Source organism: Kitasatospora sp. NBC_00240, from assembly GCF_026342405.1.
Lineage (GTDB): Bacteria > Actinomycetota > Actinomycetes > Streptomycetales > Streptomycetaceae > Kitasatospora.
Genome location: NZ_JAPEMU010000001.1, coordinates 7,901,164 through 7,918,017 on the forward strand (window position 1 = coordinate 7,901,164; position 16,854 = coordinate 7,918,017).

Genomic DNA, 16,854 nt, shown 5'->3' on the forward strand with positions numbered 1-16,854 from the left:
ATCAAGGCACTTCAGCCTATGAAATAAAGAAATTGATCCCCTTGAAGGGCGAAATGTTAACCAGGAAGCCTTGACGCGATCTTTTTGCCACGCGTTGAATGACGGGCACCCCCACCGTCTTCTACCGAGTCCGGGTGCCTGATGAACGAATCCCCCAAGCCGGATCTCACCGCGCTGCCGCGCTCCCTGGGCGTCTTCGGCGGCGTCCTGCTGACCCTCTCCTGCGTGACACCCGCCTCCTCGCTGTTCATCGTGGTGCCGCCGCTGCTGCAGAGCCAGGGCAGCGGCGCCGTGCTCACCCTGCTGATCGCCGCGGCGCTCTCGCTCGGCGTCGGCTTCTGCTACGCCGAGCTGGGTACGCTCGTCCCCAGCGCCGGCGGTGAGTACTCGATCGTCGGGCAGCTGCTCGGACGGCTCGCGGGCTGGCTGGTCTTCGTGATCTCGGTGGTGTCACTACTGGTGATCCCGCCGATCATCGCCCTCGGCGCCGCCGGCTACCTCTCCTCCGTCGTCTCGCTCGACCCCGCCGTGGCCGGCGCCCTGGTGATGGCCCTGGCCGTCGCCGTCGGCGTGCTCGACATCAAATCCAACGCCCTGATCACCGGTATCTTCCTCGGGATCGAGGTGCTCGCCGCGGCGCTGGTCAGCGTGCTCGGCTTCCTGCACGTCCGCCAGCCGGTCTCCACCCTGCTGCACGCCGTGGTGCCCGACGGCCAGGGCGGCACCAGCCCGTTCACCACCGGACTGCTGATCTCCGGTCTCGCCGTCGCCCTGTTCACCTACAACGGGTTCGGCACCGCCGTGTACCTCTCCGAGGACCTCCGCGACCCGCGCCGCACCGTCGCCCGTACCGTCCTGTGGTCCCTGCTGGCCGGCGTGGTGCTGATCACCGTCCCGGTCGCGGCGGTCTGCCTGGGCGTCGACTCGGCCGACCAGCTCGCCACCGGCGACCTGGTCGCCGTGGTGGACTCCTGGGCCGGCAGCACCGTCGGCACCTTCGTCTCCCTCTGCATCGCCGCGGCCATCCTCAACGCCGTCATCGTGATGGTGCTGCAGAACGGCCGGGTGCTCTACGCCTCCGCCCGCGACCGCACCTGGCCCGACCCGGTCAACCGGGTGCTCGGCAGCCTGCACCCGCGCTGGGGCTCGCCGTGGGCCGCCACCCTGGCCATCGGGGTGCCCGGCATCGTGCTCGCGCTCGCCGTCCCGATCGACGCCCTGCTCGGCTTCACCGGCGTCGTCGTCGCGGTGATCTACCTGCTGCTCGGCTGCGCGGCGCTCAGCGCCCGGCGGGCCCGCCACCGCGCCACCCCGGCCTGGCGGATGCCGCTCTGGCCGATCGTCCCGCTGGTCACCATCGGCGTCCTGGCGTACTCGCTCACCCAGCAGAGCACCCGTGACCTGCTGATCACCGGCGCGGTGCTGCTGGTCGGCATCGCCTACTGGTTCGGCTACCTGCGCCCCCGCAGCGCCACCCACTGGGTGCTGACCCTGCCCGCCGACCTGGCCGACCGCCCCGCCGCGCCCGTCGCCGCCGCCCCCGCAACGCTTCCGGAGAACGTGTGAACCGCCCCGCCGACCTCGTCCTGCACAACGCCCACGTCCACACCGTGGACGACGCCCGGCCGCGCGCCGAGGCGATCGCCGTCCGGGACGGCCGGATCGCCTGGGTGGGCGACGGCGACGGCTGGCGCGAGCTGGCCGGCCCCGGCACCGAGGTGCTGGACGCCCGCGGCCGGCTGGTGCTGCCCGGTTTCGTGGACAGCCACAACCACGTCCGCCTCGGCTCCGACGCCGACTGCGTCCAGCTGGCCGGCGCCGCGAGCCTCGCCGAGATCGGCGCCCGGATCGCCGAGCGGCTGCGCAGCCACCCCGACGCCGAGTGGATCGAGGGCGAGGCCTTCGACTACTCCGCGATCCCCGGCGGCCGGATGCCGACCGCCGCCGACCTCGACCCGTACACCGGCGGCCGCCCCGCCTTCGTGCTCAGCTACGACGTGCACACCGCCTGGCTGAACACCGCCGCCCTGCGGCGCCTCGGCATCACCCGGGACACCGACGAACTGCCGTACGGCACCGTCCGCAAGGACCCGGTCACCGGCGAGCCCACCGGCTTCCTCACCGACTTCGCGGTGAAGGGCCTCTCCCGTGCGGGCCACCGGGCACTGCGCGCCGCCGGGGTGCCCTGGGCCGCCCCGGACCGCCAGTACGGGCGGCTGCTCAGCAGCCTGGACATGGCCGCCCGGTACGGCATCACCACCGTCGTCGAGCCGCAGAACTCGCTGGACGACCTCGCCCTGTTCGAACGCGCCATGGCCGAGGGCCGGCTCCGCTCGCGCCTGGTCGCCGCCCTGTTCCACCCGCGGGGCACCACCGCCGCGGAACTCGCCGAGTTCGCCGAGGTGGGCCGCCGGTACACCTCCGACCGGCTGCGGGTCGGCCCGCTGAAGCTCTACATCGACGACGTGGTGGAGCCGCACACCGCCGCCCTGCTGGAGCCCTACGCCGGGCACCACAGCCACCGCGGCGAGACCTTCTACCCGCCGGAGGAGTTCGCCGAGGTGCTGGCCGGCCTGGACGCGGCCGGCTTCCAGACCTTCGTGCACGCCACGGGGGACCGCGGCATCCGTACCGTGCTGGACGCCGTCGAGCACGCCCGCCGGGTCAACGGCCCGCGCGACGCCCGGCACCAGGTGGTGCACGTGGAGTGCCTGGACCCGGCGGACGTCCCGCGCTTCGCCGAACTCGGCGTGGTGGCCTGCATGCAGCCCCGGCACTGCTCGCCCGACATCGCCGGCCCGGGCCGGGACTGGGCGGAGGCCGTCGGCGAGCGGCGCTGGACCAAGGCCTGGCCGATGCGCAGCCTGCAGCGGGCGGGCGCCACCCTGGCCCTCTCCAGTGACTGGAACGTGGCCGAGATGGACCCGCTGATCGGCCTGTACACCGCTGTCACCCGGCGCGGCCTGGCCGGCGGCGACGCCTGGATGCCGCAGGAGACGCTGGACCTCGCCACCGCCGTCCGCGGCTACACGATGGGCAGCGCGTACGCCAACTTCCTGGACACCGAGCTCGGTTCGCTCGCCCCCGGCAAGCTGGCCGACCTGATGCTGCTCTCCGACGACCTGTTCGCGCTGGAGCCGAAGGCCATCCTGGACGCCCGGGTGGAGCTTTCGGTGGTGGGCGGGGAGGTCGTGCACCGGGCGGGCTGAAGTCCGGCGGCCCGCGCCCGCCCCCTGCCCGCCGTCGGGCGGCGGGGGCGGGCGCGGGCGCGGGCCGTTCCCCGGTGCTTCGGATCGTCGGCCGGCAGGCCCGGCGCGATGATCGGATCACCCGGATGAGCTGCTACTATTCGTGTCGCCGAGAGATTGATCTTCGGCCACGCGTCGGTGGTGCTGGTGGAGCACGTCCTACTTTCAGTAGGAAGAGTCCGTTCGAATCGGGCCCGGCGCTCCAATCTTTTCCGGCCCCGGCCGGGAGTCACCCCGCCCGGGCGACGGGCGTGAGCGGTGGTCCGTCCCGCTGCGCCGGCAGACCGTCAGCCCACCCCGCCGGGGCGGAACTGGACGCTGATCCGCGGCCCCACCGGCCGGACCGTCTTCGGGACGGCGTGCTCCCAGGTGCGCTGGCAGGATCCGCCCATCACCAGCAGGTCACCGTGCCCCAGCAAATGCCGCACGCTCGCGCCCCCGCCGAACCGCGGCCGCAGCAGCAGCGCGCGCGGCTCGCCGACCGACAGGATCGCGACCATGGTGTCCTCCCGGTCGCCGCGTCCGATCCGGTCCCCGTGCCAGGCGACACTGTCCCGGCCGTCCCGGTAGTAACAGAGCCCGGCGCTGACGAACGGCTCCCCGAGTTCGTCGGCGTAGTACGCGCTCAGGGCCGACCGGGCCTGGCTCAGCACCGGGTGCGGCAGCTCGCGCCCCTCCCGGTAGTACGCCAGCAGGCGCGGCACCGAGACCACCCGCTCGTACATCTGCCGCTGCTCGGCCTGCCAGGGCACGTCCGCGACCAGCTGTTCGAACAGCCCGTCGGCGCCGGTCAGCCAGCCCGGCAGCACGTCGACCCAGGCCCCGGCGCCGAGTTCGGTGCGGCGGACGGCCGCGAGCGGGCGGAGGGCGATCTCGTCCGTCCCGTCGAGGAGGCTGCCCTGCAGCTGGATGGTCATGGCTCCACCCTACGCCCAGAATCGAACATGTGCACGAAAAGGAATCGTGTGCTGCGGAACATGACGACCACCCTGCGCGCGTTGGCGCCGGCCGCCGGGCACTGACGCCCCGCCGGGCTGTCCGGACGGCCGGGCGGCGGGCCCCCGCCGCCGACCCGGGCCTGGGCGGTGGAGCACAATGGCGTCGCATGAGGGAGATCGATTCGCCCGCCGCCGAGGCAGGCCGCGTCCGCCGTGCCACCGCCGAGGACGCCCCCGCGCTGGTCCGCCTGCGCGGGCTGATGCTGGCGGCCATGGACATCCCCACCGGTCCCGAACAGGCGCCGTGGCGGGCGGACGCCCACACCTGGTTCCTCGAACGCCTCGGCCGGCCCGAGGAGTTCGCGGCCTTCCTGGTGGAGGACTTCGAACTCGGCGTGGTCAGCTGCGCGGTGGGCATCTGCGACCGGCACGCCCCCGGGCCCACCAATCGCAGCGGCCTGCACGGGCACGTCTTCAACGTCAGCACCGACCCGCGCCGACGGGGGCGCGGCCACGCGCGGGCCTGCCTGGACGCCCTGCTGACCTGGTTCGCCGAGGACACGGGGGCGCGGGTGGTCAATCTCAACGCCACCGCCGACGGCGCCGGGCTGTACCGGTCGCTGGGTTTCGTGGCCCCGCGCTTCCCCGCTCTCCAGCTGAGGATCGACACCGGGGCGTGAGCGGTACCGCCGGGCCGGTCGAGTTCGGGTCGGCAGCCCCCGGGCCGCAGTCGCAGGGTGCCGGCTCCCGGCCGGCCGCAACGCGGTGATGCCCGGGCGGAGGCCGCTGTGCCCACGCCCGGGCACCGGCCCCTGGTACCCGTCGTACCCGGGAGAGCGCCGCTCGTCGGTGCGTCTCAGGAGGGCATCATGCCCATCTGCCGCATCATCGCCACGGCGTCCCAGCTCCACCAGCCTTCCTTCACCATGCCGTCCTCGAACCGGAAGATCGTCATCCCCGCGCACTCGATGGTCTTGTTGGTGGGCGCCATGCCCATGTACTCGCCGATGTGCGTGCCACGCCACATCCAACGGCTGGCCACCTGGTCGCGGTCGGCGATCTGGCTCTGGATGTCGAAGGTGAAGTCGAAGGCCGTGCGGTAGCCCTCGATCATCCGCTTGACGGCGGCGGGGCCGACCGTCTCGCCGTCCATCGTCGGGTCGTGGTCGCAGTAGTCCGGTGCGAGGAGTTCGTCGAGGACGGTCATGTCACCCGTCGGCGGGTCCATCAGGAGGCGGCGGGCCGCCTCCTTGTGGAACTGATCGTCGCGGACCAGGTCGAGGTTGGTGAAGGTGGGCGGCTCCTGGCAGAGCGCCACCATCTCGCGGAAGATCCGGTCCGTCTCCGGCAGACCGGAGTTGCGCATCGCCGCCTCGTACGAGGGGAATTCGATGATCTCCACGACGTGTTGCGCGTCGTCCCGGTCCGTCCCCACCATGCTGTGGGTGGCGGTGCGCCTGCCCTGGGTCTGCTCGATCCAGGTGTCCATCAGCCGGTTCAGTTCGTCCGGCTGCTCCGTACGACACTCGACGATCTGTACAAAGGTCATCGTGGGCCTCCCGATCTCACCCCCTGGCTGCCTTCGTCCGCCGACCGCGCTGTCTTCCACTGTCCTCCTCCGGCCCGCCCGGCACCACACGGCGCCGCGGCCGGGCCAGGGATCCGGCGGGGGACGGGCACCGTGGTCGGTCAGGCCGGGAGGCTGCCGGCGGGCCGGGCCGGCCACCCGCCGTGGCCCCGGTTCGCGGCGCCGATCCAGCGGGTCAGGGCGTCGAGCACGGGCTGCTCCAGTTTGGCCAGGTGGCGCAGCGCGTCGACGTCGCCGACCGCGAGCGGGACGAGCGCCTCGTCCAGGGCGTTGGTGAGCTGCGCCCAGCGGTCGGCGTTGGCGATGACCTGCAGGGTGTCCTGGGCACTGCTGAGGTGGACGGTGTCGTCGGCCCCCGCGAGCGGGTTTCGGCCCGGCGCGGGGCCGAAACCCGCTCGCGGGGGAGCGACCGGAGCGAGGGGGCCGCCGGGCCGGCCGAAGACGGCCGGGCCGTCGGCGGCTCCTGCCGATGGCCGGGCCGGGGGACGGGCGTCGAGGGGCAGCATGGGCGACCAGGCCTGGCGTCGTCCGGCCTGGACCTGCTGCTCTCCGGGGCTGCTGCTCACGCCCGCCTCAACGCGACACCCCGGGGTGTGGCTACGCCCCCGACCCGAGGTTCACCCGCTTGCCCCGTCCGCGGCCGTCCGCCCGTCGGTCCGCGCGTCCACCCGTCCACGCGTCCATCCGTCCATCCGTCCACGGCTCGGGCGGCTTCGCCGCCAGGTCAGTGCGGGGTGGTACAGGTGGTCGACTGCAAGGCGGGCTGCAGCGCCGGGCCGCCGGTCGCGCAGACGACGATCGGGCCGAGGGCGCTGACCGGCGGGGTGCTGACCCGCACGGACCCGTACTGCAGCAGGGTCGAGGAGGCCACCGTCTCCCACGGGCTGCCCCAGGCCCGCTGGATCTTGACGTCGACGCGGACCAGGGTCAGCTGCCCCGGGTGCTCGGCGGTGACCTGGGCGCTGCCGAGGACGCCGCGCTCACCCCGCTCCTGCCAGGCGCAGGGCCGGTTCACCTGGGCCGGACACGTGATGCCGGGGGCCGCGGAGGCGGCGGCCGAGGTCGAGGTGCCCGCCGCCGTGCCGGCCGACGGGGTCGGGGTGGCCCACGAAGGGCCGGCCATGGCCAGGGTCAGTCCTGCCGAAATGGCCGTCAGAGCTGCGATCCGAGCGCGCATTTCATCAACTCCCTTGTAAATGAAGGCACTGGATGTGCTCCGGCGAGTATTGCACAACGTGTACATGTCATGACTGTGTGCTGCGTCACACGCGAAGTGATGAACCGACTACCGTATGTATCCACCGATGCCGACCATGGCGGAAGGGGGCTCCGGGGATGCCGGGGTCGGATGTTCCCAAGGGGTTCCAGGTTCGGATAAACCGGGCATACCGGGCGTACGGTGGCGATGTCCGGCGCGACCCCTGCGAGGAGGTCTGCGATGCCCGACCCGAAGGGCTTTCTCACCACCGGGCGTCAGACCCGCAGCCGACGCCCGGTCTCCGAGCGGGCCCAGGACTGGGGAGAGGTCTACGCGGGGCACCCGCTGCTGCCCGTCGTCTCCCTGCAGGCCGGACGCTGCATGGACTGCGGACTCCCGTTCTGCCACAACGCCTGCCCGCTCGGGAACCTCATACCCGAATGGAACGACCTGGTCTTCCACCAGGACTGGGAGGCGGCCGCCGAACGGCTGCACGCCACCAACAACTTCCCCGAGTTCACCGGCCGGCTCTGCCCGGCGCCCTGCGAGAGCTCCTGCGTCCTGGCCATCAACGCGGACCCGGTCACCATCAAGGAGGTGGAGGTCGCGATCGCCGACCGGGCGTGGTCCCGGGGGGAGGTCCGTCCGGAGCCGGTGCCGAGGGCGACCGGCCGCACCGTCGCGGTGGTCGGATCGGGCCCGGCCGGCCTCGCCGGTGCTCAGCAACTCACCCGGGCCGGGCACGCGGTGACCGTCTTCGAGCGGGCCGACCGGGTCGGCGGCCTGCTCCGCTACGGGATCCCCGACTTCCGGATGGCCAAGCGCTACCTCGACCGCCGGATCGCCCAGATGCGGGCCGAGGGCACCCGGTTCGTCACCGGCACCGCCGTGGGCACCGCCGTCGACGCCGCCGACCTCCGGGCCCGCCACGACGCCCTGCTGCTCGCCGTCGGCGCCACCGCCTGGCGCGAACTGGCCCTGCCAGGGCGCGAACTGGCGGGGATCCACCAGGCGATGGAGTACCTCCCGATCGCCAACCGGGTCTGCGTGGGCGACCTCGACGCCCCGACCGTCAGCGCCGAGGGCAAGGATGTGGTCATCATCGGCGGCGGCGACACCGCGGCCGACTGTCTGGGCACGGCCCTGCGCCAGCACGCCCGGCGGGTCACCCAGTTGGACATCCACCCGCAGCCGCCGGACACCCGCTCCCCGGAGCAGCCCTGGCCGATCCACCCGAAGGTCCACCGGCTGACCGCCTCGCACGAGGAGGCCGGCCACCTCTACGGGAAGCAGCACGGTTTCCCGCCGGGGCGGTCGGACGGCGGTCGGTCCGGCGAGACGTCCGGCGATCGGTGCGGGGAGGGGGGCGGCGAGCGCGGGTTCGGCCCCGGTGCGGCCACGGACGCGGCCGCCGATGGTGCCGGGGGGTCGGCCGGCCCGGACATCCGGACGTACGCGGCCCGTACGGTGCGCTTCGACGGTGACCCGGACGGCCGGGTCCGCGGTGTCACCTTCCTGGCCTCGTCCGGGCCGTCGGGCGGCCCGCCGGGGGCGGCGGCCGAACAGGCCGTTCCGGCTCAACTGGTGCTGCTCGCACTGGGGTTCGCCGGTCCGGAGCGGGACAGTCCGCTGATCGGCCAGCTCGGCCTGGATCTCGCCCCCCAGGGCACCTTCGCCCGCGACGCCGACTTCGCCACCGGCCGGGACGGCGTCTTCGTCGCCGGTGACGCGGGCCGGGGCCAGTCGCTGATCGTCTGGGCGATCGCCGAGGGCCGCTCGGCGGCCGCGGCCGTCGACCGCTACCTCGTCGGCTCGACCGCGCTGCCCGCCCCGATCAGCGCCACCCACCGGCCGCTCGTCCTCTGACCGTCCCGGGCGCCACCGTCCGGCCCGGGCGCCACCGTCCGGCCCGGGGTGATCCGCGGGCCGGAGGTGAAACAGGATGGACCGGAATGCGGACGTCTGCGATGCTGCGGCGGTGAACCGCCCGGTCGGCAGGGTGGCGGACGCGGCGGTGCGGGCGTGGCGGACGGCGGGTGCGGGCCGCGAGGTGCCGGGCGCCCGGTGCCCGGCCGGCTCCCCGACCGTCTGAGGACCGATGCCCTCCCTGTACCCGCTGCTCTCCGCCTTCGTCCCGATCTGGGTGCTCACCGCCGTCGGCTACCTGCTGGCCCGGACCGGACTGCTGGGGGAGCACGCCGAGGACGTCCTCGGCCGCTTCGTCTTCCATGTGGCCATGCCCGCCGCGCTGTTCGGCATGCTGGCGCGGACTCCGCTCGGCTCCTTCGCCAACGCCTCGATGCTCGCTTTCGCGGCCGGTACGGTGCTGGCCTCACTCCTCGGCGTCGCGGTCAGCCGCTGGGTCTTCGGCCGCCGGCCGGCCGACCAGGCGATCAGCGCGATGGCCTCCGGCTACGTCAACTCCGCCAACCTGGGCATCCCGGTCGCGGTCCAGGTGCTCGGTGACGCGACCTTCATCGCGCCGGTGCTGCTCTTCCAGGTCCTGCTGGTCACGCCGGTCATCCTGACCACCCTGGAGGCGGGCGGCGCCGGTGCGGAGCGGGCCGGACGGGCGGACGGTTACGCGGCTGCGGGTGGCACCCGGTCGGCGGCCCGGCCCGGCGCCGACCGGGCCCGCCGGATGCTGCTGCTCCCGCTGCGGAACCCGGTGATCCTGGCCTCGGGGCTCGGGAGTGCGGTCTCGGCCGCCGGCTGGCACCTGCCGCAGACCCTGGCCCACTCCTGCGAACTGCTCGGCGGTGCGGGCGTGCCGACCGCCCTGGTCGTCCTCGGCATGTCGTTGCACGGCCGCCCGGCCGCCGTCGGGGCCGGACTGCCGGCCGAGGTCGGTGCGTCCGTGCTGATCAAGACGCTGGTGCAGCCGCTGGTGGCCTTCGCGGTGGGCAGCCTGGTGCTCGGGCTGCCCGCGCACCAACTCCTGGCGGTGGTGGTCTGCTCCGCGCTGCCGACGGCCCAGAACGTGTTCATCTACGCCCGCCAGTACGAGTTGAGCACCGTCCTGGCCCGCGACTCGGTGCTGTACTCGACCCTGCTCTCGATGGTCACGCTCTCCGGCGCCGCCTGGGTCCTGGGTTCGGCCCCGCACTGACCGGGGGCGGGCCGGGGTCCGTCGGTGATCCGGCGCCGGCTTCCGTTCAGGTGCCGGCGTCCGTCCGCGCGCCCGCGCCCGCGTCGCTTCCGAGCGCTGGTGCGAAGCCTGCCACGGGTCCGCCCGGTGCCTGCCGACGGGTGTGCCGCCGATGCTCCGGTGCCTGGTCGACGGTCGAACCCACGTCCGGGCGAAGGTCTCTCCTACCCCATTCGACCGATGCGGACTCGCCAAAACCTCCATGCGGGTGGCGGAATCGGCCAAGGTCCTCACCTGGGACGGAAGGTGACGGTGCGTCTACCTAGGGTAGGCCTACCTGCCGGTTCCGAATCCTGGCGGGGGTGCGGGCTCGCGCCAGACTGGCCGAAAAGATTCGTCCCACAATCGAATATGCCAATGGAATGTTCGTCATACGGAAACCCTGAGTAGCCTTCCGTGTCGGAACAGCGACTCGACATGGCGGTCCAGGTTGCGCCTGCTCAGCGGCGACCTGCTGCCGAAAAACCCTCAGAAGGAGCCCGTGTGCCGGGTATCGACGAATGCCTGTCCCAGGCGATGGAGATAGCGGGAGCGCGCGGCGCGAGCCTGATCGACTGGAGCAGCGGGCTGGCCCTCGGCGCCGTGGGGGACAGTCCGAACGGGGACCACGAGGCGGTGGCGGCGGAGGCAACTGACCTGCTGCGCGCGGCTGCTGACAGTCCGACATTCGCCGACGAGAACGACGTCAGGATCCCCCTTCAGGACATCATCGTCACAGGTGGCCGAAGCTATCACCTGTTCTGCTTCGTGAGCACGGTGTTCGACAGCAGACTGGCCCTGCACCTCTGGCTGGACCGCGCCGACGGCAATCTGGCCGGCGCCCGCTACCGCCTGCAGGCGCTCGCCGAGGAGCTGGTCCTCGCATGACCCCCGTCGAAGAGCCGGCCGGACGGCCGGACACCGGATCGTCCGGCGTCGCTCCGGGCTCCCCCCGCCGGGCCGAATCCGACACCTTTCGGCCACACGCCCCGGTCCGGGCCGCCCACCCCACGACCGCCCGCCCCGTCGCCGTCCACCGCGGCTCCGCTCGTCGCACCGCACTGCGCCACCCCCTCGGCCGCCGGAGGCCGGCATGAGCAGGCCGCCGATGCGCTACTGGCAGCCGCCCGGCGAGACGGTCGAGCGGCTGGCCGAGAGCCAGGCCACCGGCGCCCTGCACGGGGAGGCCGGCACCGTCCACCTCTCCGAGGGCTGGGTGGTCCACGTCGAGAGCGACCGGACCCCGGGCCTGGCCGGCCTCCTGGCGGCCTGCGGGAGAGTCCCGGCCGAGGTCTGGCAGGAGACCGTCCGCACCTCCGGCCCCGACTGCCGGGTCGGCCGGGCCCTGCTCGAACAGGGCCGGCTGACCCGCGGCGAGCTGGAGATCTGCCACCTGGGAGCGCTGTACGACGCGGCGTTCTTCGTGCTCTGCGCCCGTTCCACGATGACCTGGTTCGAGCCCGGTGCCCGCCACTGGCTCGGGCCGGTGCGCCGGGTGAGTGCCCGTACTCTGCGCCGCGAGAGCGTGCGGCGGCGGGACGTGCTGGAGCGGATCTGGCCCTGGCCGCAGCTCGACAGCTCACCGGTGGTGCCGGTGCCGGCCGGGCACCGCGCCAGCGGTCCGCACACCCGGGTGCCGGCGCCGAACCGGCGCCAGCGGGAGCTGCTGTCGCACGCCGACGGCCGGCGCACCCCGGGGGACCTCGCCCGGCTGCTGGGCCGCTCGGCCTTCAGCACCACGGTCGACATCCGGCGGCTCGCCGCGGCCGGCCTGGTGGCGACCCCGTTCGGGGCCGCCCCGGCGCCCGGCCGGGTGGCCAGCCTGGTGGCCGGTCCGGGGGCGGGTCCGAACGGGGCGGAGGGTTACGCCTCGGCCCGGCCCGCCCCGGCCGACCCGCGGCCGGTCTCCCCGCTGGACACCGACACGGTGGAGCTCACCCTGGCCGGCCTGGAGCGCCGGGTCCCGGGGGCGGCCCTGGCGGCCGTCCCGGGCGGCACGGCCGCCGCCCACCGCCGGTCCGAGCCCCGGCCGTCCCGCCGACCCACGCACGCAGCGGCCCAGCCGCTGTCCGTCAACGACCCGGACATCGCCCTGCTGCACCGGGTCCGAACCGCCCTGGAGGCCCGACTGTGACCCCCGCTCCGCCCGTCACCCGCCACCCGTGTCCATGAGGCGAGCGCTCAAGCAGCGCGCCGGAAGGAGACAACTGATCGCCTTGGAGACGGACCTGTTGGCCGAACTCCGTGCCCTGAGACACCGGGTGCCGCATCTGGCGGGCGGCCTGGTGGCCAGCGTGGACGGTCTGCTGATCGCCCATGACACGCACGGGACCGAGCCGACCGGTCTGGCCGCCCTCACCGCGGCGGCGCTGGGCCTGGCCCAGCGCCTGGCCGACACCACGGGGCAGGGCGACTTCCGGGAGTCGCTGGTCCGCGGCGAGCACGGCTACGTGGCCACGTACGCGGCGGGTTCCGCCTGCGTGCTCACCGTGCTGGCCCACCCGGACGTCAACGTGGGGCGCCTGCACCTGGAGGCGCGCCGGTCCGCGGAGCGCGTCGGCGTCCTCCTGGAGGACTCCCTCGGCCCGAAGGAGGTGGGGTGACGACGACCCGCCCGAGCCTCCCATCCCCGAACTTCCCCCGTACCGCAAGACGCAAGAGCACTGACACCACGAATCGGAGAACGACATGACTGACGTAGACGGCACCCTCAAGGCGGCCATGACCACGATCGAGGGGGCCATCGGGGCCGCACTGGTCGACTACAACAGCGGCATGGCCCTGGGCATCCTGGACGGCGCGGGCGGGCTCGACCTCAACGTGGCCGCGGCCGGCAACACCGACGTGGTGCGGGCCAAGATGCGCACGATGGACATGCTGGGCCTCAAGGACGGCATCGAGGACATCCTCATCACGCTGTCCACCCAGTACCACCTGATCCGGCCGCTCGGCGGGCGGACCGGCAAGGGCCTCTTCCTCTACCTGGCGCTGGACCGCGGCCGCGCCAACCTGGCGATGGCCCGCCACCAGCTCACCAAGATCGAGGCCGATCTGGAGGTCTGACCGGGGACGGGCGAGCGGCCGCGCCGCCCCGGTGGGGGCGGGCGGTGGCACGGCGGGGAGCGGTCCTGGCGCGCGGCCGGGACCACGGTTCGGGCTCCTGCCCGCCCGCCGGCCCTGCCGCGATTCCCAGGGCGTGTGCGACGAGCCGTCCGGGGAGGGCGGCCGCGCACGCACCGGCCTCCACCGTGCCCGTGAAGGGGGCGGGTGCCGCAGCACCGGGGGCGGGCCTTCGCGGCCCGCCCTCCGGCGTTCCCCCGCACGGCGGCCCGCCGTGCGGCCCGGGCCGAGGCCCGGCGGACGCGCTGACGTCCGGCGGGACGTCCCTGAGTGCGCCCCCGGACGCGTCCGGAGCGCCCCCGGGGCACCGTCCGGCGCGCTCCGGCGCCGCGTGTCCCGCCCGCTGAAAGCCCCCGTCACCACCCGGGCGCGCCCGGCCCGGCGCGGCCAAACCGGCCGGGGGACGGGTTCGCTCCTTCGGGTGGAGCACGTGGTGGTGCCGCCCCGATCCGGCGATCGGTCGGGCACGATGTGTCGCGTCCGCCCGATCCGGCTCACCTCCCTCACGCCGGCTCACCTCTCACGGGAGGGTCCCGACATGCCCGTCACCAGCGCGCCCGCCGCGACCGTCCGTCCCGGCGCCGCCCGGCCCGGTCGCGCCGATCGCGGGGCGCCGGCGAGCCGCCGCCCGCCGCGGGTGCCCGACGGGGCCGGCCCATGCAACTGACGATCAGTCGTGACGACCCCGACCTCGGCCGGGTGGAGGAGGAGATCGGCGGCCTGCTGTCCACCCTGCCGCTCGCCCCCGACGCCCACCACCAGGTCATCACGGCCGTCCTGGAGGCGGTGTCCAACGCCGTCCGGCACGGCCGGCGGTCCGGCGGGCTCGGATCGGTGCTGCTTGAGGCCGAGGTGGCGGACGGACACGTGGTGGTGACGGTGACGGACGACGGCCCCGGCTTCGATCCCGGCGCCTGTCCCGACCCCCGTACGCCCGAGCGGCTCCTGCTGCCCGGCGGCCGGGGCGTGTTCCTGATGCACCACCTCATGGACGGCGTCGACTTCGCCTTCCCGCCCGACGGCGGAACCCGGGTCACGCTGCGCAAATCCATCCTCGCCACCCACGGAAGCGATGGCGGGACCTCGGAAGGAGAACCGCTGATGCAGATCTCGACCCGCAAGTCCGGTGACGTCACCGTCCTCGATTTCAAGGGCAGGATCACCATCGGGGTGGGCGACGTGGCCCTGCGGAGCGCCGTCCGCGAGGCGCTCGAGAGCGGCGCCACCAAGATCCTGCTCAATCTCGCCGACGTGACCGCGATCGACTCCTCGGGGGTGGGCGAGCTGGTCAGCTGCTACACCACGACGAACCATCGGGGCGCCAAGCTCGCGCTGCTCAACCTTCCCCCCAAGGTTCAGGACATCCTCTACATCACGCAGCTGATCTCGGTGTTCAACGTCTACGACAACGAGGACGAGGCCGTCCAGGGCTTCTGAGCCGCTCCGGCCGGAACGTCCTGGCGGGCCCCGCCCCCGCCCCCGCCCCCGTGGGCCCCCGCCCCCGCCCCCCGTGGCCCGTCGATCGCGGCCTGCGGGGGCCGCGGGCCGTCAGGTCAGCAGGCGCAGCTGTTCGGCCGCGACACCCACCCGGACGGTCTGGCCCCAGCTCAGCTGGAGCGCGTCCGACTCCACGCCGTCGCCGAAGGCGACCAGCCGGTCGGACTCGACGGTCAGCGAGAGGTGTTCGGCACCGGTCAGCAGCCCCTGCCCGAGCCGGGTGCCGGTGGTGGGCGACGGCCAGGCCTCCCGGACGAACCAGGCGAGCGCCGGTGCGGTGGGGCCCGGGAGCGGGAGGCTGCTGCGCCGTTCCAGCCAGGCGGACCGGCACCAGCCGGTGGCGCCGGTGCCGGTGCCGATCAGCACCCCGGAGGACGCCTGGGTCTCGGCGCCGGGGTTCGCGCCGACATCCCCGTGCGTGCCCGTCCCCGGGTCGGTGGCGGGTGGCGCCGAGATCCGGTAGCGGGCCGTCTGGTGGGTGCTCCGGCCGAGGTAGATCTCGTTCAGGGCGAGCAGCCGCTGGGTGTCGTCGGCGACCGCCTCGACCATGGTGCGCCCCTCCAGCCGGGCGTCCGCCCCTGGTCCGGTGGCGGCGCGCAGCAGCCGCGCGGCGTCCCCGGCCTGATGGCGCACCAGCACACCGGGGTTGCGGCCGGGGTCGGTGTCGATGCCGATGACGGGCTGGCCGCCGAGGTACTTCGCGGCGTTGGCCACCAGGCCGTCCTGCCCGACCACCACCACGATGTCGTCCGGGGCGAACAGGAAGCGGTCCAGGTCGGCGCGTTCGACCCGGGTGCGGCGCCAGTCCAGCGGGACGGCGGCGGCGACCTCGGCGAGCGCGGCGAGTGTGCGCCGGTGCGGCCGCTCGGTGTCGTCGAGCGAGCGGCCGCGGGTGGAGAGGAAGAACGCGGCCTGCCCGGCCGAGCCGTGCCGGGCGAGCAACTCCTCGTACTCGGAGCGGCGGTGCACGATCACCACGCGCGGGGCGAGCGTCATCGGGCGCCGCCCGCGCCGCTGGTGCCGCCCGTAGTGCCGCCGCCGGCCGGCGTACCGTCCCCGGCCGGGGGCAGGCCGAGCCTGGCCAGCAGGCCGGTGAGGACGTCCGGGGTCAGGGTGAGGCTGCCGATGCTCGGCAGGTGCTCGGCGAGCCGCATCAGCGCCAAGGCGTGCAGGACGTCGGGGCCGGCCTGCTGGTGGGCCGCCAGCCAGGCCTGCTCGGCGGCGGCCTTCGCCTCGCCGAGGGCTCGCTGGGCATCCGCCTGCGCGCCGGCGAGGACCCTGGCGGCCGCTGCCTCCGCCTCGGCGAGTCTGGTCCGGCGGGCGGCCTCCGCCTCGGCCCGTACGCCGTCGGCCGCGGCGGCCTGCTCGGCCTCGCGGTGCGCGTTGGCGCCCTGTTGCTCGACCAGCTCCTTCTCCCGGCGGGCGAGTTCGATCCGGCTGGCGAGCTCGTTCTCGGAGATGGCCCGCTCCCGCTCGACGGCGACCGCGCGCCGCTCGTAGGTGGCCCGGTCGGCCTCCTGCTGGACCAGCTCACGGGCGGGGGTGCGCAGGGCGCGCTCCATCTCGGCCTCGGGCCGCAGGGCGATGACCCGGACGGCGATCACGGCGAGTCCGGTCTCGGTCAGCCGGGGTTCGTCGGCGAGGCCCTCGGTGACGCGCCGGCGGACGGCGCCGACGCCGTCGGCCAGAGCTTCGGCGAGCGGGGTGCGGGCGATCAGGTCGAGCGCGTGCTGCTGGGCGGTCTCGGTGAGCAGGTTGCCGAGCTGGTCCAGCGGCGCGCTGCGCCAGGTGCCGGTGCCGGCGTCGATGCCGAAGTCGATCCGGGTGGCGGCCAGCGCCGGGTCGGTGATCCGGTAGGTGACCGTGGCCTGCACGGTGAGGTCCTGGTAGTCGGCGGTGCGGGCGTGGAAGAGCATGCCCAGTTCGCGGTCGTCGACCGGGACTTCGGAGAGTGCGGCGGTGAGCGGCCGGAACCAGAAGGCGAGGCCGGTGCCGTCGTGGGCGAGGGTGCCGCTGCGCAGGTGGCGAATGTGCGAGGTCGGTGCCGCGCGGAGGTGGCGCAGCCCGAACCGCCTGGTGATGTCGGCCATCGGAGGCCCCCTTTCTCGTCTCCATGACGATAATCGGTGCGGTCGTTT

General features: G+C 74.0%; 16 protein-coding genes. 10 read left to right on the forward strand and 6 right to left on the reverse strand.

Going from position 1 to position 16,854, the window contains the following annotated elements:
* Positions 1–141: 141 nt before the first annotated feature.
* Positions 142–1,566, forward strand: coding sequence for an APC family permease (locus OG689_RS33895; RefSeq protein WP_266324716.1), 1,425 nt, complete (start codon positions 142–144; stop codon positions 1,564–1,566).
* A complete protein-coding gene (locus tag OG689_RS33900; protein ID WP_266324718.1) occupies positions 1,563–3,209 on the forward strand; it encodes an amidohydrolase in 1,647 nt (548 codons plus the stop codon). The genes OG689_RS33895 and OG689_RS33900 overlap by 4 nt, the downstream gene beginning before the upstream one ends.
* A 326-nt stretch (positions 3,210–3,535) precedes the next feature.
* On the opposite strand, the gene OG689_RS33905 is transcribed toward OG689_RS33900, so the two are convergent.
* On the reverse strand, positions 3,536–4,165 hold the full coding sequence (locus OG689_RS33905; protein WP_266324720.1) for an alpha-ketoglutarate-dependent dioxygenase AlkB: 630 nt from the start codon (positions 4,163–4,165) through the stop codon (positions 3,536–3,538).
* A 188-nt stretch (positions 4,166–4,353) separates the two neighbouring features.
* Between OG689_RS33905 and OG689_RS33910 the strand changes: the two genes are divergently transcribed.
* The gene (locus OG689_RS33910; RefSeq protein WP_266324722.1) at positions 4,354–4,866 is read left to right on the forward strand and encodes a GNAT family N-acetyltransferase; all 513 of its coding nucleotides are present in this window, start codon (positions 4,354–4,356) and stop codon (positions 4,864–4,866) included.
* Positions 4,867–5,042: 176 nt separating this feature from the next.
* Here the strand turns inward: OG689_RS33910 and OG689_RS33915 are convergent, their stop codons facing one another.
* The 3 genes from OG689_RS33915 to OG689_RS33925 form a co-directional block, all read right to left on the reverse strand.
* Positions 5,043–5,735: an ester cyclase gene (locus OG689_RS33915; protein ID WP_266324724.1), complete on the reverse strand. Its 693-nt coding sequence runs from the start codon at positions 5,733–5,735 to the stop codon at positions 5,043–5,045.
* 140 nt (positions 5,736–5,875) lie between these two features.
* On the reverse strand, positions 5,876–6,340 hold the full coding sequence (locus OG689_RS33920) for a hypothetical protein (RefSeq protein WP_266324726.1): 465 nt from the start codon (positions 6,338–6,340) through the stop codon (positions 5,876–5,878).
* A 158-nt stretch (positions 6,341–6,498) separates the two neighbouring features.
* Positions 6,499–6,951, reverse strand: a complete 453-nt coding sequence (locus OG689_RS33925) for a hypothetical protein (protein WP_266324728.1) — start codon at positions 6,949–6,951, stop codon at positions 6,499–6,501.
* Positions 6,952–7,212: 261 nt separating this feature from the next.
* On the opposite strand from OG689_RS33925, the gene OG689_RS33930 reads away from it, so the two are divergent.
* From OG689_RS33930 to OG689_RS33960, 7 genes are all read left to right on the forward strand, one after another.
* Entirely contained in the window at positions 7,213–8,838 is a 1,626-nt protein-coding gene (locus OG689_RS33930) for a glutamate synthase subunit beta (protein WP_266324730.1), read from the forward strand.
* Between the two features lie 232 nt (positions 8,839–9,070).
* A complete protein-coding gene (locus tag OG689_RS33935; RefSeq protein WP_266324732.1) occupies positions 9,071–10,081 on the forward strand; it encodes an AEC family transporter in 1,011 nt (336 codons plus the stop codon).
* Positions 10,082–10,603: 522 nt separating this feature from the next.
* Positions 10,604–10,987 carry a hypothetical protein gene (locus OG689_RS33940; protein WP_266324734.1) on the forward strand — a complete coding sequence of 128 codons (384 nt, stop codon included), beginning with the start codon at positions 10,604–10,606 and terminating at the stop codon, positions 10,985–10,987.
* A gap of 205 nt (positions 10,988–11,192) precedes the next feature.
* Entirely contained in the window at positions 11,193–12,233 is a 1,041-nt protein-coding gene (locus OG689_RS33945; protein ID WP_266324736.1) for a hypothetical protein, read from the forward strand.
* Between the two features lie 34 nt (positions 12,234–12,267).
* Entirely contained in the window at positions 12,268–12,702 is a 435-nt protein-coding gene (locus tag OG689_RS33950; protein ID WP_073927058.1) for a roadblock/LC7 domain-containing protein, read from the forward strand.
* A gap of 85 nt (positions 12,703–12,787) precedes the next feature.
* Positions 12,788–13,162 carry a hypothetical protein gene (locus OG689_RS33955; RefSeq protein WP_073927057.1) on the forward strand — a complete coding sequence of 125 codons (375 nt, stop codon included), beginning with the start codon at positions 12,788–12,790 and terminating at the stop codon, positions 13,160–13,162.
* A 714-nt stretch (positions 13,163–13,876) separates the two neighbouring features.
* Positions 13,877–14,656, forward strand: a complete 780-nt coding sequence (locus OG689_RS33960) for an anti-sigma factor antagonist (protein WP_266324738.1) — start codon at positions 13,877–13,879, stop codon at positions 14,654–14,656.
* Positions 14,657–14,767: 111 nt separating this feature from the next.
* On the opposite strand, the gene OG689_RS33965 is transcribed toward OG689_RS33960, so the two are convergent.
* Together OG689_RS33965 and OG689_RS33970 are read right to left on the reverse strand one after the other, a co-directional pair.
* Positions 14,768–15,712 carry a hypothetical protein gene (locus OG689_RS33965; protein WP_266324740.1) on the reverse strand — a complete coding sequence of 315 codons (945 nt, stop codon included), beginning with the start codon at positions 15,710–15,712 and terminating at the stop codon, positions 14,768–14,770.
* Entirely contained in the window at positions 15,709–16,806 is a 1,098-nt protein-coding gene (locus OG689_RS33970; RefSeq protein WP_266324742.1) for an SPFH domain-containing protein, read from the reverse strand. The genes OG689_RS33965 and OG689_RS33970 overlap by 4 nt, the downstream gene beginning before the upstream one ends.
* Positions 16,807–16,854 lie beyond the last annotated feature (48 nt).